The organism is Pseudomonas sp. BIC9C, assembly GCF_034541995.1.
Taxonomy (GTDB): domain Bacteria; phylum Pseudomonadota; class Gammaproteobacteria; order Pseudomonadales; family Pseudomonadaceae; genus Aquipseudomonas; species Aquipseudomonas fluorescens_CC.
Genome location: NZ_JAWDGM010000001.1, coordinates 485,824 through 507,363, shown reverse-complemented (window position 1 = coordinate 507,363; position 21,540 = coordinate 485,824). Strand labels below are relative to the sequence as shown.

Below are 21,540 nucleotides of genomic sequence, written 5' to 3'. Positions count from 1 at the left end.
GGTCACTTGAGCAGCTCCCGGCACACGGGTTTGTCGTGGGGTACGCCCAACAGCTCGCAGACGGTGCCGCAGATGTCGGTCTGTTTTGGCGTGGCTTTGGCGTTGAAACTGAAGGCATCGCCGAGCACGAACAGCGGCACTTCGCGTTCTTCGGGCAGCAGGCCGTTATGGGTGCGGTCGTTGTTCATGCCGTGGTCGGCGGTGACCAGCACCTGATAACCGGCATCGAGCCAGCCTTGCAGGTAGTCGGCCAGGATGATGTCGGCCGAGCGGGCGCTGTTGCGGTACTGCGGGGTGTCGAGGCCGTGCTTGTGCCCGGCGTCGTCGATGTTCATCGGGTGGATCAACAGAAAGTTCGGTGAATGACGCTGGCGCAGGCTTTCGGCATCGGCGAACAGGTGTGAGTCGGGGTAGTGGTCGTTCCAGTAGAAATGCCCGTGCTGGATCGGCAGTTCCGGGTCATCGGTGTGGCGATCCCGGGCCGCCACGAAGGGCGAACGGTTGTACAGCTCGCTGACCCAGTGATAAGCCGCCGCGGCAGTCACAAGGCCGGCGTCGGTGGCGTAGTGATAGATGCTGCGCTGGTTGGACAGGCGCGAGACGTTGTTGTGGACAATGCCGCTGACGATGGGCGCAACGCCGGTCAGGATGCATTCGTACAGCGGGCGGGACAGGGCCGGCAACTCGCACTCCAGTTTATAGAGTGCGGCGCGTCCGGCGCCGACGTAAGCCTGCAGGTGCCCCATGGCGTGGCGGGCGACCTCATGGTTGAGGCCGTCGAGCACGACAAGGATGACGTTGTGTTTCATAGGGGGCAAAAACTCCGTGAAACAGGAATTCGGAAATTTCGGACTTCACTCGGTCCACTGTGGGAGCGGGCTTGCTCGCGAAGGCGGCGTGTCAGTCGACATCAATGTTGAATGATCGACCGCATTCGCGAGCAAGCCCGCTCCCACAGGGATCTAAAGCATTACTTCATTTCGACGATGACTTCTTCGTTCCACTTCTGAGGCAGGGCCTTGGAAGTCTTTTCCCACGCATCCGCGTCCTTGATCGGCGTGACCTTCTTGTACTGCTCGTTCGGTAGCAGCTTGGCCTGCACTTCGGCTGGCAGGGTCAGGTGCTCGGCACGGATCGGACGGGCGTTGCCCTTGGCCAGGTTGATCTGGCCGGCGTCGCTGAAGATGTACTCGCGGGTCAGCTTGGCGGCGTTCGGGTTCTTGGCGTACTTGTTGATGATGGTGGTGTAGCCGGAAATCACTGAACCGTCGGACGGGATCAGCACCACGTAGTCATCCGGGTTGGCCATCTTGGCCTTGTAGCTCAAGCCGTTGAAGTCCCAGACCACGCCCACTTCGATCTCGCCCTTTTCCATGGTGGCGATGGTCGGGTTGGCCATCGACAGTCGCCCTTGCTTGGCGATGTCGGCGAACAGCTCCAATGCAGGCTTCAGGTTCTTCTCGTCGCCACCGTTGGCCAGTGCCGCGGCCAGTACGCCGTTGGCGGCCTGGGCTGCGGTGCTCACGTCACCGATGGACACCTTGTATTTGCCGCCCTTGAGGTCAGCCCACTTGGTTGGGGCCTCGGAACCGTGCAGCAACTTCTTGTTGACGATGAAAGCGATGGTGCCGGTGTAGGCCAGGGCCCAGTGGCCGTCCTTGTCTTTAGCCCAGGTCGGCACCTGGTCCCAGGTGGATGGTTTGTAGGGCTGGGTAACGTTCTGCTTGACCGCAATCGGGCCGAAAGCAGCACCGACGTCGCCGATGTCGGCGCTGGCGTTGTCTTTCTCGGCAGCGAACTTGGCGATCTCCTGGGCCGAGCTCATGTCGGTATCGATGTGTTTCAGGCCGTACGTCTTGGCCAGGTCTTCCCAGGTGCCTTTCCAGTTGGCCCAGTCATCGGGCATGCCGACGCTGTTGACGGCGCCTTCCGCTTTCGCAGCGGCTTCCAGGGTTTTCAAATCATCAGCCGCCATGGCGGCGGTGCACATGGCAATGGTCGAGCCTAACAGTGATGCCAGGAAAAACTGTTTCATTCCGAAGCTCCTTGGGTCGTGTTCAACGCTGCGATTGCGGTTTGTGTTGGTCTAGGTCAGCAATACCTGAGCCAATTTAAGGGGGCTGGATGACACTTTGATGTCGTTCGTCGCCCGGGATGACTATTTGTTCGGCGGTATCGCGGGTGGCCTGCTAAGCGTAGACCATGGTCAAAGCCCCGGCAGGCAGGGGACATGGCCGATGAATTGCAGGTTATTGAAAGTCGGAGTGGCGACCGTTGGGCGCCTCTGTCACACCTCGGTCATCTGCAGTGCCTACGCTTGCAGACTATTGAATGAGCCGGTTTGCGCTGCGGTTCTGCCCCGAATTGGTGCTGGTCTAGTCCAGATAGGAAACATTGATGCGTGACGAGGCAACAAAAGCGGTAACAGCCATCGGCCAGGTGCTTCAGGAGCAGATCGACCACGGTCTGTTGGCTCCCGGCAACAAATTGCCCGCCGAGCGCAAGCTCAGTGAATTGTTCGGCACCACGCGGATCACTCTGCGTGAGGCGTTGCTGCAGTTGGAGTCACAGGGGCAGATCTACCGCGAGGAGCGCCGTGGCTGGTTCGTCTCGCCGCCACGCCTGGCGTACAACCTGATGCAGCGCAGCCACTTTCACGCGATGGTCAGCGCCCAGGGGCGGGTGCCGTCCACCGAGGTGATTTCGGCGCGATTGCAACCGGCATCGGCGGCGGTCTGCGCCTGGTTGCAATTGCCGGCGCTGTCGAGCGTGATCCAGATCTGCCGCTCACGGCGGATCGATGGGCGACTGGTGCTGTATGTGGAGCACTATCTGAACCCGCAGTATTTTCCCGGGATCCTCGATTTCGATTTGAATCAATCAATCACCGAGTTGTATGCGCGGCATTACGATTTGCATTACGGGCGGGTGCGTTTCGAGATTGTGCCCACGGCGTTGTCGGTGGACGCGGCGGCGGCGTTGAAGGTGTCGGCGGGCAGCCCGGGCTTGCAGATTGCCCGGGTCAACTATGACCAGCATGAACGCTTGATCGACTGCGACCTGGAGTTCTGGCGGCATGATGCGATTCATGTCGGGGTGGATGTCGTCTAACGTCCGACCTTCCCGTAGGAGCAAGCTCGCTCCTACACGGACTGTTCTGGCGCACCACCTGCGGTAATCACCTGAATACTCATCCGCGGTGTCGCCAGATCCAGCCCGGCTTCATCCATGTGCCGCTTGAGCGACAGGTTGAACGCTCGCGACACTTCCCACTGCTTGATTGGCGCGGTCTTGAAACGGGCGCGAAGGATCGCGTTGCCCGACTCGAAGCTTTCCACCCCCTGAAACTCCAGTGGCGACCAGATATTGCGCCGTTGCAGCGGGTCGGTGCGCATTTTCTGGCCGACTTCGCGCATCAGTTTGATTGCGTTGTCGATGTCCATGCTGGCCGGCACCGCGACCCGGAAGATCGCGTAGCCGAATTCCCGGGAGTAGTTCTTGATGCTTTTGATTTCGCTGAACGGGATGGTGTGGACGATGCCATCGATGTCCCGCAGCCGCACGGTACGGATGGTCAGGCCTTCGACCGTGCCGAGGTGGCCGCCGACATCCACGTAGTCGTCGATGGCCAGGGAGTCTTCGATGATGATGAACAACCCGGTAATCAGGTCGGCTACCAGCGACTGCGCACCAAAACCGATGGCCAGGCCGATCACACCGGCACCGGCCAGCAGTGGCGTGACGTTCATGCCCATGTTCGCCAGGGCAACGATCAGCGCGATGATGAAAATGGCCACGAACAGCACGTTGCGGATCAGCGGCATCATCGTCTGTGCGCGGGCATTGGCCAGGCCTTTGCGCGAGCGGGTCAGCGCGTGATGCACGGCGGTGTCGCTGAGAATCCAGATCAGCCAGGCGAACAGCAGTGTGCCGGCGAGGCTGAACAGTTTGACGCTGACTTCGTGGCCGTCGCCTTCAGTAAAGCGGATCAACGACATGCCCCAGACCCGCAGGCCGAGTTCGATGAAGGCCAGCCACACCAACAGGTGGACGATGGTGTAGAAGAAATTTTTCAGTCGTTCCGAATACACCGCGTAGCGCCGGATGCTGCGCTGCGGCTTGAGGGCGTGGCGGCGTACCAGGCCGTTGATGACCATGCACAACACCAGCAAAACGGTGCAGATCAGCGACTGGCGCAGGGCGGTGCTGGTGTCGCCGGCGGAAATGAACGTCGCGAACAGGGATATGGCCACCAGCACCAGCGCCGGCACGTACCAGAAGGTGCCGAGAATCGACAGGGTGTCGTTGAGGGCACGTCGGGTCAGGCGTCGGGACAGCGGCTGGTTGCGGATCAGGTGGGCGATCGGCCGGCGGAAGCGCAGGATGAACCGCCCCGTGGAGAGCGCTGCCAGGACATTGGCGACAGTCGCGGCGGTATGGGCCAGATGGCTGCCGAGGCTGTCGACCAGTTGCGGATCGCTCAGCGCTTCACCAAACGCGGCAAAGCTGCCGATCAGCCACAGTGGCCGAAACGCCTGGTGCCGCAGGATGTACAAGGCGCGGTGGCGGTGTGGGCCGTCGAGCAGGGAAAAGGCAATCACGCAGATGGCCGAGAAGCAGGTGCCGACCACCAGTGCATAGGCCAGTACCATGGCCAGGCTTTTGCCCAGGGACGAGGGCAGGGCGTAGCTCATGTAGACCGTGATCACCAGGGCGATCAGCCATGGCCCGAGTTTACGCAAGGCGAAGCGCAGCATGTCGAGGGCCCGGGGGTGTTGCGGCAGTTCTTCGGTCAGGCCGAAACGCATCCGCACGCGGTGGCTGATCCAGATCAGGGCGGCGGCCAGCAGGCTCCAGACCACCAGGATCATGGCGAAGGCGAACAGCATGGGCAGCCATTCGTTGGCCGGCAACGCCAGCGCCACCAGTTCTTCCCTGGCCTGATCGAACTCACTGGACCAGCGCGTGAGCGGACTGTCGTCGCCGGTAAACTTCTTCTCGATATTGGTCAGGGTTCCGCCGATCAGGCCCAACACGCCTTCTTCGGTAATCGGCTGGGCCTTTTTGCTGGCGTCACGGAGCTTTTTCAGGTCGGCCAGCAGCTTGGTACGTTGCTGATCGTTTTCCAGCGACTTGATCACTTCGTCCAGGGATTGCCCCAACGGCTCCTGTGCTTCGGGCTGGGTCTTGGCCTGGCTGTTGAGCAGGCCTGGCAGGCCGGCCGCCTGGACGGGCGCCACTGACAGCAGCGTCATCAGGCAGACAAGGAAAATACACGGGAGGGCAAAAAGACGAGCGAACACTAGGCGGTCAACCTCGCAAGGAGCGGATCGACCGAGTGTACGAGCCCGTCAAAATCAATGCGAGCCAAGGGCGATGAATTATTCGTTGAGTTTGGCGAGGATCTTGATGATCACAGTCGCGAGGATGGTCAGCATGCCGATCCACATGACAAACACACCGGCATTCTTGTCGCGAAAGTTGAAGCCGACGGCGAGCATGAGCATCCCGGCAAGAATCGGGATCAGCATGGCGTGAAAGGTAGACATCGAAATCATGGTGACAGCCTTGTCGAAGGGATACTGGGAGTCTAGGTGGCTTTTTTGCGCGGTGTTGTCTGTCTGTAGGAGCGAGCTCGCGATGGACTAGAGAGCACCGCGGGGTGTCAGGCGTCCAGCGTCATCGTTCACGTCCATCGCGAGCAAGCTCGCTCCTACAGAGGGTATTGCGGGGTTTACGGCAAATCGCGACAGGCGTAGAAGGCGCTCAGCACCTTGACCAGGTGAGTCAGGTCATGGCTGCCGCACAGTTCGCGGATCGAGTGCATGGCGAACGTCGGCAGGCCGATGTCCACGGTGCGCACACCCAGGTGGCTGGCGGTGATCGGGCCGATGGTCGATCCGCAGCCCATGTCGCTGCGCACTACGAAGCTTTGCACCGGCACCTCTTCAGCCATGCACAGGTGACGGAAGAACCCGGCGGTTTCGCTGTTGGTGGCGTAGCGCTGGTTGCTGTTGACCTTGATCACAGGGCCGGCGTTGAGTTTCGGGCCGTGGTTGGCATCGTGTTTGTCGGCGTAGTTCGGGTGCACGCCGTGGGCGTTGTCGGCCGAAACCAGCAGGGATTTCTGAATGGTGCGCACGAACTCGTCACCTTCGGGCAGCAGGCGACGCAAGGTTTGCTCAAGCATCGGGCCGTCGGCGCCACAGGCCGAGCAGGAACCCACCTCTTCGTGATCGTTGCACACCAGTACGCAGGTTTCGTCGGTCTCGGCCGTCAGCAGCGCTTGCAGGCCCGCGAAGCACGACAGCAGGTTGTCCAGGCGCGCACCGGCGATGAAGTCGCCATGCAAGCCAATGACCGCAGCGCTTTGGGTGTCGTAGAAACTCAACTCGTAATCGAGCACCACGTCCGCGTTCAGGCCATGTTCACGGGCGAGTTGATCGGTGAGCACCGCGCGGAAGTCCACGCGCTCGTCACCGGCAAATTGCGCCAGGATCGGCGGCAGTTCGGTCTGGGCGTTGATGGCCCAGCCCATGTTGGCTTCTCGGTTGAGGTGAATCGCCAGGTTCGGAATGATCGCGACCGGAGCCTTGAAGTCGATCAACTGGCTCTCGACCTTGCCATCACGACGGAAGGTTACGCGGCCCGCCAGAGACAGGTCACGGTCGAACCACGGTGCCAGCAGCGCACCGCCATACACTTCGACGCCCAATTGCCAGAAGCCCTGGCGTTGCAGTTCCGGTTGCGGCTTGACTCGCAGGCACGGGCTGTCGGTATGGGCGCCGACCAGGCGAATGCCACCGTGCAACGGTGAGTGGCGGCCCATTTTGATCGCGACAAGCGAAGAGTCGTTGCGGGTGACGTAGTAGCGACCGTTGGCTTCGGTATTCCACGGCTCGCGCTCGTCGAGGCGTTGATAGCCCGCCGCTTCCAGGCGCTTTACAAGGCTGGCGGTGGCGTGGAACGGGGTAGGGGAGGCCTTGAGGAAATCGATCAGGCCTTGGTTCAACTCTTCGCGCATAAAGTAGCTCCAGACAGCAATGGCGCCAGTTTAACGTATTGGTCAGGAAATTGGCGGTGTGGGAGCGAGCTTGCTCGCGATGGTCGTCAACGATTACGCGGGAAGCCTGGCGCCCCGCGGCGTTCTCGGGATCATCGCGAGCTAGCTCGCTCCTACAGGGGGGGGCGTTGCGTTCAGAACGGTGCCGGGCACTCGAAGCGCAGGCGTTCGCCGGTCTGGGGATGGGTGAATGTGAGCATGCTCGCGTGCAGGCACAGGCGCGGCCAGGCCGCCAGCGCCTGCTCATGGGCATAGAGCCCGTCACCCAGCAGCGGATGACCAATCGAGAGCATGTGTACGCGCAACTGGTGGGAACGGCCGGTGATCGGTGTCAGCTCGACGCGGCACCAGTCGCCGCAACGTTCGAGCACTCGCCAGAAGGTCAGCGCATGTTTGCCGAATTCGTGATCGACCACATGCCGTGGCTTGGTCGGCGGGTCGTAGCGCAAGGGCAGGTCGATGCTGCCGCTGTCCAGTTCGGGTTGGCCCCAGCACAGGGCGGTGTAGGCCTTCTCGGTTTCGCGGTCGTGAAATTGCCGGGACAGCTCGCGATGGGTGTCCGGATCACGAGCCAGCAGGATGATGCCCGAGGTCTCCCAGTCCAGTCGATGGACGATCCGTGCTTCCGGGTAGCCGTTTTCTTGCAGGCGGGTAATCAGGCAGTCCTTGTTGTCATCGGCCCGGCCAGGGACGGAGAGCAGCAGGGTCGGTTTGTTCACCACCAGTACGGCGGCGTCCTGATGGATGATATGGACGTTGGACAACGGCATTAAAACAGCCTCGTAACAAACGCCAACGGCGGTTCAGAACCCTCGGTCCCTGCGGCAGCTCCTACAAAGGCTTGAAGGGCCTGAACCGCCGTGGCTCCAGCCGGATCGACTCAGCGATCAGGCAGGGTGATATTGAGTTCCAGAATCGAGCAGCTGCCCTGGCTTTCCAGCGCGACATGCACGTCATCGGACCCGATATTGACGTACTTGCGGATCACCTCCACCAGTTCCTTCTGCAAGGCCGGCAGGTAGTCCGGGGTACTGCGTTGGCCGCGTTCGTGCGCCACGATGATCTGTAGACGCTCTTTCGCTACCGACGCGGTGCTTTGCTTTTTGTTGGCACGAAAGAAGTCAAAAAGGTTCATTGCTTAGTTGCCTCCAAACAGGCGCTCGAAGAATCCCTTCTTCTGTACATCGAGGAATCGATGATCCACGGTCTTGCCCAGCAGGCGGTCAACGGTATCGCTGTAGGCCTGGCCGGCATCGCTCTGGTCGTCGAGAATCACCGGAACACCCTGGTTGGATGCCTTGAGCACCGCCTGGGATTCAGGGATCACGCCGAGCAGGGTCACCGAAAGGATTTCCTTGACGTCTTCTACGCCGAGCATTTCGCCTTTGCTCACACGTTCCGGGTGATAACGGGTAATCAGCAGGTGTTCCTTGATCGGGTCTTCGCCGCGTTCGGCACGACGGGACTTGCTGGCCAGCAGGCCGAGCATGCGGTCGGAGTCACGTACCGAGGAGACTTCCGGGTTGGTCACGACGATCGCTTCATCGGCGAAGTACATGGCCAGGTGGGCGCCTTTCTCGATGCCCGCCGGGGAGTCGCAGACCACGAACTCAAAGTCTTCCTTGAGTTGCATCAGGACTTTGTCCACGCCTTCGACGGTCAGCGCGTCTTTGTCGCGGGTCTGGCTGGCGGCCAGCACGTAGAGGTTTTCCAGGCGCTTGTCTTTGATCAGGGCCTGTTGCAGGTTGGCTTCGCCGTTGACCACGTTGACGAAGTCATACACCACGCGGCGCTCGCAACCCATGATCAGGTCGAGGTTACGCAAGCCCACGTCGAAGTCGACGATAACTGTTTTGTGACCGCGCAGAGCGAGGCCGGTACCGATAGCGGCGCTGGTGGTGGTCTTACCCACACCACCCTTGCCGGATGTAACCACGAGAATCTTGGCCAAGGTGTTTCACCCCTAAGGAAGAAGGACTTCTCAGTCCCTGAAAAACATCTCCTGAAAAACTACTGCAGTCGGACAGCCTTGGCTGGAATCCGGTTTTGAGCGGTATTTACCCCCGGTAAACACTGCTTTCAGCCTTTTTCCTACTTCGTTTGAGCCGTTTTCGCTACGTTTTAGAGATGCTTGGAAAATGCGGCAGTATCCGTTAAAGCCGAATGATGTTCAACACGTCGCCGGACAGGCTGACCTGCACACCCGAACCCCATAGAGGGTCGCGGCGCAGATCTTCGGAAACCTTGTAATGCCCGGCGATGGAAATCAGTTCAGCACTCATTTGCTGACAGAAAATCCGCGCCTTGGTGTCGCCCTTGACGCCGGCCAACACGCGACCCCGCATCGGGCCGTATACATGGATGTTGCCATCGGCGAGAAGTTCCGCCCCCGGGCTGACCGAGGAAATCACCACCAGGTCGCTGCCCTGGGCATAAATCTGCTGGCCACCGCGTACCGGCGAGGTGATGATTTTCGTCGGCTTGATGGTCGGCTCGGGCGGTTTTTCCGGTTTTTTCTTCGGTTCGCCTTCGCTCAGGTCCAGTGGGCGCTCCCGGGCACCGGACGGTGGCAGCACCGGCAGGTCGACCGCGATGGCGGCGGCAATGTCTTCGATGCGACTGGCGCGGATCGCCAGGGTACGCAGGCCATGCTGGCGGCAGACGCGCATCAGCCCCGGCAGATCGATAGCGCCTTCGTTGGCCGGGAGTTTGTCCAGGGCCAGTACCAGCGGCGCGTTGCTGAAGAAGTTGGGCGCCTGGGCGACCTTGGCGGCCAGTTGCCGATCAAGGCTTTCGAGGTCGTTACGGGCCAGCTCCAGCACCGTAATGGCCAGCATGCTGCCCTTCAACTGGAACACGGGATCTTGGTCTAGCGGTTCGGTTTGGCTCATGGTCGGCATACAACGACTTGTCACTAAAAGTGCCGAGACTTATAACGAGAACGCCCGCAGGCCGCAAGCCGGGTCGAACGATGTAGAATGCGCGGCCATTGTCATTCCGGAAGCATTAATGGACCGCCCGCGTTTTCGAAAAGCATTTCTATCTCCACGTTTCTGGCCGCTGTGGTGTGGCCTGGGGCTGTTGTGGCTGATCGTCCAGTTGCCGTATCCGGCACTGCTGCGGATCGGTCGCGCACTGGGCGCATTGATGTATCGCGTGGCCGGCGACAGACGGCGCATTGCCCAGCGCAATCTGGAACTGTGCTTTCCTGAAAAAAACGCCGCCGAACGCAAGCGCCTGCTCAAGGAAAACTTCGCCTCCACCGGCATCGCTTTTTCGAGATGGCGATGAGCTGGTGGTGGTCGCGCAAGCGCCTGGCGACTCTCGCTCACGTTGAAGGGCTGGAGTATCTGCAGCAGGCCCAGCGCGAAGGCAAGGGCGTGATCCTGATGGCCCTGCATTTCACCACCCTGGAAATCGGTGCGGCACTGCTCGGCCAGCAGCACACCATCGACGGCATGTACCGCGAGCACAAGAACCCATTGTTCGACTACATCCAGCGCCAGGGCCGCGAGCGTCACAATCTCGACTCGCTGGCGGTGGAACGCGAAGACGTGCGCGGCATGCTCAAATTGCTGCGCTCGGGTCGCGCGATCTGGTACGCACCGGATCAGGACTACGGCGCCAAGCAAAGCATCTTCGTGCCGCTGTTCGGCATTCAGGCCGCGACCGTTACTGCCACCAGCAAGTTTGCACGGCTGGGCAAGGCGCTGGTGGTGCCGTTCACCCAGGAGCGTCTGGCGGACGGCAGCGGGTATCGCCTGGTGATCCATGCGCCGCTCGAAGGCTTCCCCGGCGAAACCGAGGAAGCCGATTGCCTGCGCATCAACCAGTGGATCGAAGGTGTGCTGCGTGAACATCCCGAGCAATACCTGTGGGCCCACCGCCGCTTCAAGAGCCGTCCACCGGGCGAGCCGAAGCTGTACGCCAAGCGCGGTTGAATCCCGATCCCCTGTAGGAGCGAGCTTGCTCGCGATGGACGAAAGGACGCCGCGGGGTGTCAGGTGCCCCGCGTTATCGTTCGCCACCATCGTCGGAACGCCGCCCGGAGCAAGCTCGCTCCTACAAGGGAACAGGTAAAAACAACGAAATCCCATCAGGCACCAAGGAGAGTTGTGCATGAGTCCAGGCGAACCGGTTACAGGGTTGATTCTTTCCGGCGGCGGGGCTCGGGCGGCCTATCAGGTCGGGGTGCTGGCGGCGATTGCCGAGCTGCTGCCGCCGGGGGCGAGCAATCCGTTTCCGGTGATCGTCGGCACCTCGGCGGGCGCGATCAACGCGGTCAGCCTCGCCAGTGGGGCAATGGACTTTCGCAACGCCATCGAGCGCCTGACGGCGTTCTGGCAGGGTTTTCGCAGTCATCTGGTGTTGCGCAGCGACTGGCCCGGGGTGATCCGCCAGGCCAGCCGCTTTGTCAGCCACAGTTTGCTCGGCATCGGTAAGCACATGCCGGTGGCGCTGCTCAACAGTTCTCCGTTGCGCCATCTGCTCAACGACAAGCTGCATATGGGCGGCATCGCCGAAGCGATCGCACAAAAGCAATTGCATGCGGTGGCGGTCACGGCGTTCGGCTATGAGTCGGGCCAGGCAGTCACTTTCTATCAGGGCGGCGGCAAGATCGATGCCTGGTTGCGCCATCGACGCATCGGCGTTCCCACCCAATTGTCCGTCGAACACCTGCTCGCCAGTTCGGCCATTCCACTGCTGTTCGCCCCGGTGAAAATCGGCGAGGAGTACTTCGGTGATGGCGCGGTGCGTCAGTCGGCGCCGATCAGTCCGGCGCTGCATCTGGGCGCCAGTCGCGTGCTGGTGGTGGGCGTCAGTGGCAACCCGCGTGGCTTCGATCCGCAGCAGCCACTTCAACGCGCTTACACCGGGCAACAACCCACCCTGGCGCAGATTGGTGGGCACATGCTCAACAGTACGTTCATTGATAGCCTGGAAAGTGACATCGAGTTGCTGCAGCGCCTGAACCAGTTCAGTCACCTGATGCCCGACGGCACGCCAATCCGCGCCTTGGGCGTGGCGCCGGTGGACGTGCTGGTGATTTCACCAAGCCAGCCGATCGACGAGATTGCCGCGCGACATCGCCAGGAGTTGCCGCCCGCATTGCGCCTGTTCCTGCGCGGGCCGGGCGCGACCAAGACCAGCGGGGCAGGGGTGCTGAGTTATCTGCTGTTCGAGTCGGGGTATTGCAGCGAGTTGATCGAACTGGGGCGGCGGGATGCGTTGGCCAAGCGCGGGGAGTTGTGCCGGTTTCTGGGGATAGTGGAGCCTTTGGTTTCGGCCTGAGATTGGCAGTGCAGCCATTGCCTGTAGGAGCGAGCTTGCTCGCGATGGACGACAGGACACCGCGGGGTATCAGGACCCCAGCGTTATCGTTCACGACCATCGCGAGCGGGCTCGCTCCTACAGGAGGTTTTCAGATCAGAAGTGAACCTTGACCAGGAAGCTGGTCACGCTCTGATCCGTCTTGAAGCCCTGGCTGTCTTCGATCCCGTACTTGTTTTTCCAGTAGTCATACTCGACACCGACGTACAACTGCTTGGCACCCAGGTTCAGCGCCTTGCCCAGGTCGTATTTCACCTGCGGATTGAAGTGCAGGTTGGCGTGGTATTCGCCTTTTTTGTTCACATCGTTGTCAACGACCCAATCCATGAAGCCGTCGATCAGCACATCCGAGCCACCCACCGGGATGGTGTAGGACCAAACCGGCGTGACCTGCCAGATGTTGTCGCCCGGGCGGTCGCCTTCGGTGTGACGGTTGTAGAAGTTCAACTGGAAGTAGTCGAAGCCCGGGATGGCCAGGTCGAAGCCAGGACCGATCAGGTAGGACTCGGTGTCGTCTTCACCGAACTCGTAGGTCATGGCCAGCAGCACGTCCTTGATCGGGCCGAACTCGAATTTCTGGTCGAAGATCTTGTTGAACGACAGGCGCGGGCTGAATTCGCCGTAGTGGGTGTTCTTGCCCGCGAAGGCGTCTTCCTTGCCGTTGTAGAAGATTTTGTCGATGAAGAAGAAGTTGTCGCCGTACTTCCAGCCATCGGCGTGTTCGAAGGTCACCGTCTGCTGGATGCGCGGGTTGACCTGGAAGTCCTTGCCATACAGGTAGGTCAGGCTGTTGTTCTGCCACTGCAGCAAATCGCCGGCCATGGCCTGGCCCCCGGCCAGCATCGATCCCGCCAGCATCAGGCTAGTGCACGTACGTTTCATTCGGTTGCTCCCAAAAAGTAGGTGGTTCCACGTTATTTTTTAAGGTCAGCGCTCTGGTGTGGCGCCTGTTCTCTAGCGGTAAAAAATCATCCGTTCGGTCAGCTTTGGTGCTGTTGGCAAGAGCTGGGCCAAGGCTTTCAAAAAGCAAAAAAACTCCCGTTCGGCGGCTCAAGAGCAGTCGACTGAGAGGGGTTTTGGAGTGCCTTGGTGCCTGCCAGCGCCGGGATAAGTTGGCCTGCTGGTCAGGTTTTACATCCGGGCTTTTTTTTAAACCGGATTCGGGCGGCCGCGGAGAATACTGACTCCTCGGCCAGGTCTCAAGTGCTCCGCAACGGCGCACCGACGATAGGTTTGGGGCGCGGTTGCGGGGCAGCATCAGAAATGCACCTTCACCAGCAGGCTGGTGGTGTTTTCATTGGTGTCGAACCTGGTGCTGTTTTCGATGCCGTACTTGTCTTTCCAGTAGCTGTATTCGGCACCGACGTAGACCTGTTTCTCCCGCCAGCCCAGGGCCTTGCCCAGGTCGTACTTGATCTGCGGGTTGAAGTGCAGGTTGGCGTGATAAGTGCCCTGTGAGTTCTGGTCGTTATCCACTACCCAATCCATGTAGCCGTCGATCAACAGGTTCGAGTTGCCCAATGGCAGGGTGTAGGACCAGGCCGGCGTGATCTGCCAGACATCGTCGCCGGGACGCGAGCCTTCGGTCTGACGGTAATAGAAGTTCAAGGTGAAAAAATTGAAGCCCGGTACCGCGAGGTCGAAACCAGGGCCAATCAGGTAGGCTTCGGTGTCGTCTTCGCCGTTCTCGTAGGTCATGGCCAGCAGCACGTCCTTGATCGGGCCGAATTCGAAACGGCGGTCGAGGATCTTGCCGAAGGAGAGGCGCGGGCTGAACTCGCCGTAATAGGCGTGAACGCCTTTGTTCCGGTCTTTGTCGCCGTTGTAGTAAGTGCTGTCGATGAACATGAAGTTGTCGCCGTACTTCCAGCGGTCGGCGTGTTCGAAGGTGATCGTCTGCTGGATGTGCGGGTTGACCACGAAATCCTTGCCGTACAGATAGCTCAGGCTGTTGGTCTGCCACAGCAGTAAATCGCCGGCCATGGCTTGGCTGGCCACCAGAAGACCACAGCCCAACAGCATGTTTGTTTGTGTCCGAATCATCTGTTGCTCCCTCTTGTTTTTATTTTTACGAGGCGCAGGCAGCCCCAAGCCCTGTAGGAGCGAGCTTGCTCGCGATGGACTACAGGGCGCCGCGTTTATCCAGAAAACACGCGTGATCGTTCGCGACCATCGCGAGCGAGCTCGCTCCTACAGGGGGCGTGTGTTTGCCTGTCAGTGGGCGTGACAGTCGTTGGCGGCGGCGCGTTCGGCGCCGCCAAGGATGTTGAACAGCAGGTTCAGCGTCAGCGCGCTGAGGGTGGCCATGGCGATGCCGCTGTGGGTGATCGGGCTCATCCACACGGGCAGGTGGGCGAAAAACTCCGGGCGTACCACCGGGATCAGACCCATGCCGATGCTCACTGCCACCAGCAACTGGTTGCGACGGTCACCGATGTCGGCCTCTTGCAGAATCTTGATCCCGGTGGCGGCGACCATGCCGAACATCGCAATCGCTGCGCCGCCCAGTACTGCCGGAGGAATCGAGGCCACCAGGAACGCGGCTTTGGGCAGCAGGCTCAGCACGATCAGCAGCCCGCCGGCAACGATGGTCACCGAACGGCAGCGCACGCCGGTCATCTGCACCAGGCCGATGTTCTGGGCGAAGGAGGAGTGGGTGAACGTGTTGAAAAAACCGGCGAAGAACGAAGCGCCGGCATCGCACAACAAGCCGCGACGCAGCATCCGTGGGCAGACTTCCTGGCCGGTGATCTTGCCCAGCGCCAGGAACATCCCGGTGGACTCGACGAAGATGATCACGACCACCAGGCACATCGAGAGGATCGGTGCCAGTTCGAATTTCGGCATGCCGAAATGCAACGGGGTGACGAATTGCAGCCACGGCGCCTGAGCCATGCCACTGAGGTCGACCATGCCGAGCAGGCCGCAGAGCACGTAGCCCAGGCACATGCCGATAAGCACGGAAATATTGACCCAGAAACCGCGCATGAAGCGGTGCACCAACAGAATGGTGCCCAGTACCAGCGCGGCAATGGTCAGGTAGATGGGGGAGCCGAATTGAGCGGCGTCAGCACCACCACCGGCCCAGTTCACGGCGACGGGGAACAGCGACAAGCCGATCGAGGTGATGACGGTGCCGGTCACCAGCGGCGGGAAGAAGCGTACGACTTTGGACATGAACGGGGCGATGAGCATGCCGAAGAACCCGGCGGCGATGGTGGCGCCGAAGATCCCCTGCAGGCCGATACCGGGCATGCCGGCCATGGCGACCATGCTGCCGACGGCGGCGAAACTGGCGCCCATCATCACTGGCATGCGAATGCCCATGGGGCCGATGCCGAGGGACTGGACGATGGTGGCAATACCGGCCACCAGCAGGTCGGCGTTGATCAGGAAGGCGATTTCTTCACGACTCAGGCCAGCGGCCTGTCCGATGATCAGCGGCACTGCGATGGCTCCGCCGTACATCAGCAGAACGTGTTGCAGGCCTACCAGGATCAGTTGCAAAAGGGGCAAACGCTGAATGGCGGGTGCGTCGGGGATGCGCGCTTCGGATAGCTCGGACATGCAACACCTCGGATCTTTTTTATTCTTGTGTTTACAGCTGCAGTGCTGCTGGCAGCTGTTTTCGAATCAGGTGGACCGCGTTGCGGCCATTCGCGAGCGGGCTCGCTCCCACACAAGCTATGCAAAACCTGTGGGAGCGAGCCTGCTCGCGAAGCTTTTTACTTAGTTGGTCGGAGCACCCTGAACAATCCAGGCACCGATCAGGTCACGTTCCTGCTGGGTCATCTGCGTGATGTTGCCCAGTGGCATGATCTGGCTGGTGACGGCCTGCGCCTGAATGCGCGCGGCGTTCTGGCGAATCTGCTCGGGAGTGTCGAACATCACGCCGGCGGGGGCCGCACTGAACAGCGGGCTGGTCGGCTTGGCCGAATGGCAAACCGCGCAACGTTCCTGGATCACGCTGTGTACCTTGTCGAAGCCAGGACCGGCGTTGGATGCCTGCGCCGGTGCGGCTGCAGGCGCTTCGGCAGGTTTGGCTTCAGCGGGTTTCAAACCACCACCCACGGCTGTTTCCGGCAACGGCTGGTATTCGATTTTCGCCGGTGCCTTGGCCACTTCCGGGCTGTTCAGCGGCGCAGGGCCGGTGACGTAAGCCAGGCTGATCATGCCGACGGCTGCCACAGGTAGGGTCCAGGCAAACTTGTGGCTGTCGTGACGGGTGTTGAAATAGTGACGCACCAACACCGCCAGTACCGCGATCCCGGCCAGGATCAACCAGTTGTACTGGCTGCCGTAGGTGCTCGGGAAGTGGTTGCTGATCATGATGAACAGCACAGGCAAGGTGAAGTAGTTGTTGTGACGCGAACGCAGCAGGCCTTTGGCCGGCAGTGCCGGATCCGGCGTGCGGTTTTCGGCGATCGCCGCGACCAGTGCGCGCTGCGCCGGCATGATGATGCGGAACACGTTGCCGACCATGATGGTGCCGATGATCGCGCCGACGTGCAGGTACGCACCCCGACCGCTGAACACTTTGCTGAAGCCGTAGGCCGCGCCGATGATCAGTACGAACAGGATGAAACCCAGCAGGGCAGGGCGTTTGCCCAGGGCCGAGTCGCACAGGAAGGAGTAGATGAACCAGCCGATGAACAACGAGCCCAGGCCGATGGCCACGCCTTCAGGACCGCTCAGGGTGCTGCCCGGAGCCAGCAGGTAGAGCGTCGGGTTGGAGTAGAACACCACGCACAGCAGAGCAATCCCCGACATCCAGGTGAAGTAGGCTTCCCATTTGAACCAGTGCAGGTTGTCCGGCATGGTCGGTGGAGCCAGTTTGTATTTTTCCAGGTGGTAGATACCGCCACCGTGGATTGCCCACAAATCGCCAGCCAGACCGCTTTTCGGGTTGACCCGATTGAGGTTGTTTTCCAGCCAGACGAAATAGAACGACGCACCGATCCAGGCCACGCCAGTAATCATGTGAACCCAGCGCACGCTCAGGTTCAGCCATTCCAACAGATGTGCTTCCACAGTCTTTACCTCTCGCCTGTCACGCTTGTTGTCGCGTGATCAGACCTTCTCTTATTGGTGGGGGGCGAGGATCAAACGCTCATCCTCTTTGAAAAAATGCTCATCGCAGTTATTGCCTGTGCCACTGCGATCAACCACCAGGAAGTCATCCCGCTTTTCGATCGTCAGCACCGGGTGGTGCCAGACGCCGCGATGGTAATTGATGCCCTGCCTGCCGTTGGTGACGAAGGCGCGGACCAAGCCTGATACAGGTTCATCGCCAAGTGGCGCGACCACGATCAGAAAGGGGTTGCCGAGCAGCGGAATGAAAGCCTGGCTGCCCAGCGGATGACGCTCCAGCATGCTGACGGTCAGCGGCATGTCCTGCGCATCGGCGCGGAAAATGCTGATGATCGCCTTGTCCTCTGGCGTGGCGGTTTCCACCGTCGCCAGTTTGTGAAAGCGCATGGTCGAACCGTTGTTGATCATGAAGTGATCGCTGCCGTCGGTTTCGATCACGTCACCGAAAGGGGCGAAGGCTTCTTTGGTCAGCGGTTCAATCGTCAGTGTGCGCATGCTGGTCTTCTTATCCGAGTTCTGTGTTGTTGGATCTATTGTCATCGCTGGCAAGCCAGCTCCCACAGGTTTTGTGAACGCCATAGTCCACTGTGGGAGCGGGCTTGCCCGCGATTGGGTTCAGCGCTTATTTAGCGACCTTGCCCAAAACGCGCAGGCGGCTCACACCACCATCCGGGAACACGTTCAGGCGGATGTGGGTGATCGGGCCCAGTGCCTTGATCTGCTCGGCGAAGGTGTGTTCGGCGTGCATTTCCAGCTTCTGGCTTGGCAGCAGTTCGCGCCAGAACAGCGACTGGGTTTCGATCTGGCTGTCGGTGCCGCCCTTCACGAATGCGCCCTGGATCGAGCAGCTGTCCGGGTAGTTGCCCTTGAAGTGCAGGGTGTCGACGATGACTTTTTCGACTTCACCGGCATGACCCAGCGCGACGATGACCCAGTCATTGCCCGGCGTACGACGACGCGCGGTTTCCCAGCCATCGCCCATGTTGATGCCACGGCCCGGGTTGAGGATGTTGCTCATGCGGCCGAAGTGTTCGTCGGAGCAGGCGAGGGCGCGGCCGCCGTTGAGGGCAGCGGCCAGGTCGACCTGCTCGTTGTCGCCGATGGCCGACCAGTCGCGGAACGGCACACCGTACACACGCAGACGGGCCACGCCGCCATCCGGGTAGATGTTGAAGCGCAGGTGACTGAAGGCCTGGTCATTGTTGATTTCGTGGTAGTGGTGGCTGTTGCCTTGCAGCTCGACGGCGGACAGCACTTCAACCCACTGGGTGCTTTCGTTCGGCTCGCCTTCGGCCAGGAAGCAGGCTTCCAGGGAAGCCGACGGCGGGAAGTTGCCGGTGAAGAATGAAGTGTCGATGTCGACGCCCTTGATCGAACCTGGCACGCCCAGGCGAATCACTGCGCTGTCGAAGCCTTCGAAGCGCTTGCGACGCGATTCCCAGCCGTCCATCCACTTGCCGTTGTCATCGAACACGCCCTCCTTCCATACGGCCGGGGTCGGTTGGAACAGCCGGTTGGCGTCTGCGAACCAGTCATCGGTGACCGAGATGATTTTGGTGCCCAGGCGGGCATCGGCCAGGTTGACGAACTTCTCGAAAGGTACGGCGTAAGCTTTCATTCTTCTTGTCTGCCTTTAAATAAGTGGCTTGGGATGCTTGCCAGGCCCGGGTTGATTTCGGCGTTCATGAAATCCCTGGGCCAGGCTTGCTATAGGGTCAGTAATCGGAACAGGGCGATCTTGTTGATCTGCGCCAGCGCGCACTTGAACTCGGTGTCGACCGGGTTGTGGATGCGCGTTTCGAACGCTGCGAGGATCTGATGCCGGTTGCTGCCTTTTACCGCCATGATGAAGGGAAACTTGAACTTGGCCTTGTAGGCGTCGTTCAGCTCGGTGAAGCGAGAAAACTCTTCGGCCGTGCATTGGTGAATACCGGCGCCAGCTTGTTCATTCGTACTGGCTTCGGTCAACTGCCCCTGGACGGCGGCTTTGCCGGCCAGGTCCGGGTGAGCGTTGATCAGTGCCAGCTGACTGGTGTGATCGGCGCTCAACAGGATGTCGCTCATGCGCTGGTGCAGGGTTTCGATTTCGTCGATCGAAGCGTCCTGGCCCAGGTCGAAGGCCTTCTCGGCCACCCATGGCGAATGTTCGTAGATGTCGGCGAAAGCGGCGACGAAAGCATCGCGGCTCAGGGCCGAAGGTTTGAGGGTTTGAAAGGTGCTCATTTGGCAGCCCCTGTGTACGGGTGGGCTTCCTGCCAGTGGCGCGCGATGTCGACGCGACGGCTGAACCACACCTGTTCATGACTTTTAGCGTATTCGATAAAGCGCTTGAGGGAAGCCAGACGCGCCGGACGGCCGATCAGGCGGCAGTGCAGGCCGATCGACAGCATTTTCGGTGCTTCGGCGCCCTCGGCGTAGAGCACGTCGAACGCATCCTTGAGGTATTCGAAGAAGTCGTCGCCCTTGTTGAAACCCTGGACCTGGGTGAAGCGCATGTCGTTGGTGTCCAGGGTGTACGGGATCACCAGGTGCGGCTTGCCGGTCGGGTTGTTCGGTTCCCAGTAGGGCAGGTCATCGTCGTAGGTGTCGCTGTCGTAGAGGAAACCACCTTCTTCCATCACCAGGCGACGGGTGTTCGGGCCGGTGCGGCCGGTGTACCAGCCCAGCGGGCGAATGCCTGTGATTTCGGTGAGGATGCGGATCGCTTCGAGCATGTGCTCGCGTTCCTGGGCTTCGTCCATGTACTGGTAGTCGATCCAGCGATAGCCGTGGCTGCAGATCTCGTGGCCGGCATCGACCATCGCGCGGATCACGTCCGGGTGACGCTGGGCGGCCATGGCCACGGCGAAGATGGTCAGCGGAATGTCGAATTCCTTGAACAGCTTCAGGATCCGCCACACGCCGGCACGGCTGCCATACTCGTAAAGGGATTCCATGCTCATGTTGCGCGCGCCTTGCAGCGGTTGGGCAGAAACCATTTCCGAGAGGAACGCTTCGGACTCTTTGTCGCCGTGCAGGATGTTGCGCTCGCCACCTTCTTCGTAATTGAGTACGAACGACAGGGCAATGCGGGCATTGCCCGGCCAGTGTGGGTGCGGAGGGTTACTGCCGTAACCGACCAGGTCGCGTGGATAGTCAGCGCTCACTGCAGGCTTCCTTCTTATTCGATGATGACGGTTGGTGTGACGCAGCTGAAGATTGGATGGCTGGCTTGCGTCACAGCGATGGGCTGATTGTATACAACTTTATATTCACTTTGTAAGCCTGAATTTTCGCATTTTTCACCGGCCGTCATCTTTTACTGCGATTGGCGTGAGCCTGCAAGAAATCTGCCTGACTGGTCAGCAATTTGATGAAGGGTTCATAGGCTGTGCGGTTTGGCCGGAAATCGATGCCAAATACGCCGGTGGCTGAGGTTGTGGGAAAAATGTCGTTTTTATTGTGTACAATTTTTATGAAAAATGTCTTAATCAATCGCTCGCCGCAGCTTTTCGTGTTCCGAATCGGTGCGGTCTCCTTTTCAACTGACTTCGGGAGGCGCGAAGTCTGACTGCTCCACGCAGGCAGGCGCGCAGAATCAATGGGACGTTTGACTACACACGTTTTGGACGCAGCACACGGTTGCCCGGGCAGCTCGATCAAGGTTGAGTTGTACCGCGTTGAAGGTTCGCAGCTGGAATTGGTCGCCACTGCAGTCACCAACAGCGATGGCCGTGTCGATGCACCGCTGCTGCAAGGCGATGACTACCGCACTGGGGTCTATCAGGTTCAGTTTCATGCCGGCGATTACTACCGCGCCCGTGGCGTCAAGCTGCCGGAGCCTGCTTTCCTGGATGTCGTGGTGTTGCGTTTCGGCATTTCTGCCGAGCAGGATCACTACCACGTGCCGCTGTTGATTTCGCCTTACAGCTATTCCACCTATCGCGGCAGCTGATCCCCCAAGCAGCTGCTGCACCCTGGAAGCGACTGCGCATATAGCTTCTTTGGTCTTTCGCCCGCTCACACTGCGGGCTTTTTTTCGTCTCGAGAAAATCGGTGCCTGTGATGCCGTCTTC

Annotated in this window: 20 protein-coding genes and 1 pseudogene; 4 read left to right on the top strand and 17 right to left on the bottom strand. The window is 60.3% G+C overall.

Features of this window, described 5'->3' with window-relative positions; all coding sequences use genetic code 11:
* Positions 1–2 precede the first annotated feature (2 nt).
* Complete coding sequence (locus tag RS887_RS02485) at positions 3–809, bottom strand: alkaline phosphatase family protein (RefSeq protein WP_322614263.1); 807 nt, start codon at positions 807–809, stop codon at positions 3–5.
* 161 nt (positions 810–970) lie between these two features.
* Positions 971–2,035, bottom strand: a complete 1,065-nt coding sequence (locus tag RS887_RS02475) for an ABC transporter substrate-binding protein (RefSeq protein WP_085716896.1) — start codon at positions 2,033–2,035, stop codon at positions 971–973.
* Positions 2,036–2,397: 362 nt separating this feature from the next.
* On the opposite strand from RS887_RS02475, the gene phnR reads away from it, so the two are divergent.
* Positions 2,398–3,111 (top strand): phosphonate utilization transcriptional regulator PhnR, encoded by a 714-nt coding sequence (phnR, locus tag RS887_RS02470; protein ID WP_322614262.1) that lies wholly within the window; start codon positions 2,398–2,400, stop codon positions 3,109–3,111.
* 32 nt (positions 3,112–3,143) lie between these two features.
* On the opposite strand, the gene RS887_RS02465 is transcribed toward phnR, so the two are convergent.
* The 7 genes from RS887_RS02465 to minC all read right to left on the bottom strand — a co-directional run bounded on the left by RS887_RS02465 (position 3,144) and on the right by minC (position 9,954).
* Positions 3,144–5,255 carry a mechanosensitive ion channel family protein gene (locus tag RS887_RS02465; RefSeq protein ID WP_416339933.1) on the bottom strand — a complete coding sequence of 704 codons (2,112 nt, stop codon included), beginning with the start codon at positions 5,253–5,255 and terminating at the stop codon, positions 3,144–3,146.
* Between the two features lie 126 nt (positions 5,256–5,381).
* A complete protein-coding gene (locus RS887_RS02460) occupies positions 5,382–5,558 on the bottom strand; it encodes a hypothetical protein (protein WP_008017698.1) in 177 nt (58 codons plus the stop codon).
* Positions 5,559–5,734: 176 nt separating this feature from the next.
* Complete coding sequence (locus tag RS887_RS02455; RefSeq protein WP_322614260.1) at positions 5,735–7,024, bottom strand: M18 family aminopeptidase; 1,290 nt, start codon at positions 7,022–7,024, stop codon at positions 5,735–5,737.
* A 173-nt stretch (positions 7,025–7,197) separates the two neighbouring features.
* Positions 7,198–7,833: an RluA family pseudouridine synthase gene (locus RS887_RS02450; RefSeq protein ID WP_008017695.1), complete on the bottom strand. Its 636-nt coding sequence runs from the start codon at positions 7,831–7,833 to the stop codon at positions 7,198–7,200.
* A gap of 110 nt (positions 7,834–7,943) precedes the next feature.
* Positions 7,944–8,198, bottom strand: coding sequence for a cell division topological specificity factor MinE (gene minE, locus RS887_RS02445; protein ID WP_007974947.1), 255 nt, complete (start codon positions 8,196–8,198; stop codon positions 7,944–7,946).
* A 3-nt stretch (positions 8,199–8,201) separates the two neighbouring features.
* Entirely contained in the window at positions 8,202–9,014 is an 813-nt protein-coding gene (gene minD / locus RS887_RS02440; protein WP_322614259.1) for a septum site-determining protein MinD, read from the bottom strand.
* A gap of 202 nt (positions 9,015–9,216) precedes the next feature.
* Complete coding sequence (gene minC, locus RS887_RS02435; protein ID WP_322614258.1) at positions 9,217–9,954, bottom strand: septum site-determining protein MinC; 738 nt, start codon at positions 9,952–9,954, stop codon at positions 9,217–9,219.
* Between the two features lie 118 nt (positions 9,955–10,072).
* On the opposite strand from minC, the pseudogene RS887_RS02430 reads away from it, so the two are divergent.
* Both RS887_RS02430 and RS887_RS02425 read left to right on the top strand, forming a co-directional pair.
* A pseudogene (locus tag RS887_RS02430) lies at positions 10,073–11,004 on the top strand (lipid A biosynthesis lauroyl acyltransferase).
* Positions 11,005–11,182: 178 nt separating this feature from the next.
* Positions 11,183–12,355, top strand: a complete 1,173-nt coding sequence (locus RS887_RS02425) for a patatin-like phospholipase family protein (protein ID WP_322614257.1) — start codon at positions 11,183–11,185, stop codon at positions 12,353–12,355.
* Positions 12,356–12,490: 135 nt separating this feature from the next.
* Here RS887_RS02425 and RS887_RS02420 read toward each other — a convergent pair whose 3' ends face one another.
* The 8 genes from RS887_RS02420 to puuE all read right to left on the bottom strand — a co-directional run bounded on the left by RS887_RS02420 (position 12,491) and on the right by puuE (position 20,631).
* A complete protein-coding gene (locus RS887_RS02420; protein WP_322614256.1) occupies positions 12,491–13,276 on the bottom strand; it encodes an outer membrane protein OmpK in 786 nt (261 codons plus the stop codon).
* A gap of 375 nt (positions 13,277–13,651) precedes the next feature.
* On the bottom strand, positions 13,652–14,437 hold the full coding sequence (locus tag RS887_RS02415; protein ID WP_322614255.1) for an outer membrane protein OmpK: 786 nt from the start codon (positions 14,435–14,437) through the stop codon (positions 13,652–13,654).
* Between the two features lie 171 nt (positions 14,438–14,608).
* Positions 14,609–15,961, bottom strand: a complete 1,353-nt coding sequence (locus RS887_RS02410) for a nucleobase:cation symporter-2 family protein (protein WP_111282674.1) — start codon at positions 15,959–15,961, stop codon at positions 14,609–14,611.
* 162 nt (positions 15,962–16,123) lie between these two features.
* Complete coding sequence (locus RS887_RS02405) at positions 16,124–17,425, bottom strand: urate hydroxylase PuuD (protein WP_007993089.1); 1,302 nt, start codon at positions 17,423–17,425, stop codon at positions 16,124–16,126.
* A gap of 51 nt (positions 17,426–17,476) precedes the next feature.
* Positions 17,477–17,980 (bottom strand): ureidoglycolate lyase, encoded by a 504-nt coding sequence (locus RS887_RS02400; protein WP_007988150.1) that lies wholly within the window; start codon positions 17,978–17,980, stop codon positions 17,477–17,479.
* Positions 17,981–18,107: 127 nt separating this feature from the next.
* Positions 18,108–19,103 carry an allantoicase gene (gene alc / locus RS887_RS02395; protein ID WP_322614254.1) on the bottom strand — a complete coding sequence of 332 codons (996 nt, stop codon included), beginning with the start codon at positions 19,101–19,103 and terminating at the stop codon, positions 18,108–18,110.
* 89 nt (positions 19,104–19,192) lie between these two features.
* Entirely contained in the window at positions 19,193–19,708 is a 516-nt protein-coding gene (gene uraD / locus RS887_RS02390; protein ID WP_322614253.1) for a 2-oxo-4-hydroxy-4-carboxy-5-ureidoimidazoline decarboxylase, read from the bottom strand.
* Positions 19,705–20,631 (bottom strand): allantoinase PuuE, encoded by a 927-nt coding sequence (gene puuE / locus RS887_RS02385; protein WP_322614252.1) that lies wholly within the window; start codon positions 20,629–20,631, stop codon positions 19,705–19,707. Before puuE ends, uraD begins: the two co-directional genes overlap by 4 nt.
* 434 nt (positions 20,632–21,065) lie before the next feature.
* Between puuE and uraH the strand changes: the two genes are divergently transcribed.
* Entirely contained in the window at positions 21,066–21,419 is a 354-nt protein-coding gene (gene uraH, locus RS887_RS02380) for a hydroxyisourate hydrolase (protein ID WP_008017679.1), read from the top strand.
* Positions 21,420–21,540: the final 121 nt, after the last annotated feature.

What these genes read in the sequence shown, in the direction of transcription:
- minC (WP_322614258.1), bottom strand. Translation starts at nt 9,954, where the DNA reads ATGAGCCAAACCGAACCGCTAGACCAAGATCCCGTGTTCCAGTTGAAG.
- RS887_RS02475 (WP_085716896.1), bottom strand. Translation starts at nt 2,035, where the DNA reads ATGAAACAGTTTTTCCTGGCATCACTGTTAGGCTCGACCATTGCCATG.
- minE (WP_007974947.1), bottom strand. Translation starts at nt 8,198, where the DNA reads ATGAACCTTTTTGACTTCTTTCGTGCCAACAAAAAGCAAAGCACCGCG.
- RS887_RS02455 (WP_322614260.1), bottom strand. Translation starts at nt 7,024, where the DNA reads ATGCGCGAAGAGTTGAACCAAGGCCTGATCGATTTCCTCAAGGCCTCC.
- RS887_RS02465 (WP_416339933.1), bottom strand. Translation starts at nt 5,255, where the DNA reads ATGACGCTGCTGTCAGTGGCGCCCGTCCAGGCGGCCGGCCTGCCAGGC.
- RS887_RS02425 (WP_322614257.1), top strand. Translation starts at nt 11,183, where the DNA reads ATGAGTCCAGGCGAACCGGTTACAGGGTTGATTCTTTCCGGCGGCGGG.
- RS887_RS02485 (WP_322614263.1), bottom strand. Translation starts at nt 809, where the DNA reads ATGAAACACAACGTCATCCTTGTCGTGCTCGACGGCCTCAACCATGAG.
- RS887_RS02415 (WP_322614255.1), bottom strand. Translation starts at nt 14,437, where the DNA reads ATGATTCGGACACAAACAAACATGCTGTTGGGCTGTGGTCTTCTGGTG.
- uraH (WP_008017679.1), top strand. Translation starts at nt 21,066, where the DNA reads ATGGGACGTTTGACTACACACGTTTTGGACGCAGCACACGGTTGCCCG.
- uraD (WP_322614253.1), bottom strand. Translation starts at nt 19,708, where the DNA reads ATGAGCACCTTTCAAACCCTCAAACCTTCGGCCCTGAGCCGCGATGCT.
- RS887_RS02420 (WP_322614256.1), bottom strand. Translation starts at nt 13,276, where the DNA reads ATGAAACGTACGTGCACTAGCCTGATGCTGGCGGGATCGATGCTGGCC.
- RS887_RS02400 (WP_007988150.1), bottom strand. Translation starts at nt 17,980, where the DNA reads ATGCGCACACTGACGATTGAACCGCTGACCAAAGAAGCCTTCGCCCCT.
- alc (WP_322614254.1), bottom strand. Translation starts at nt 19,103, where the DNA reads ATGAAAGCTTACGCCGTACCTTTCGAGAAGTTCGTCAACCTGGCCGAT.
- phnR (WP_322614262.1), top strand. Translation starts at nt 2,398, where the DNA reads ATGCGTGACGAGGCAACAAAAGCGGTAACAGCCATCGGCCAGGTGCTT.
- RS887_RS02460 (WP_008017698.1), bottom strand. Translation starts at nt 5,558, where the DNA reads ATGATTTCGATGTCTACCTTTCACGCCATGCTGATCCCGATTCTTGCC.
- RS887_RS02410 (WP_111282674.1), bottom strand. Translation starts at nt 15,961, where the DNA reads ATGTCCGAGCTATCCGAAGCGCGCATCCCCGACGCACCCGCCATTCAG.
- RS887_RS02450 (WP_008017695.1), bottom strand. Translation starts at nt 7,833, where the DNA reads ATGCCGTTGTCCAACGTCCATATCATCCATCAGGACGCCGCCGTACTG.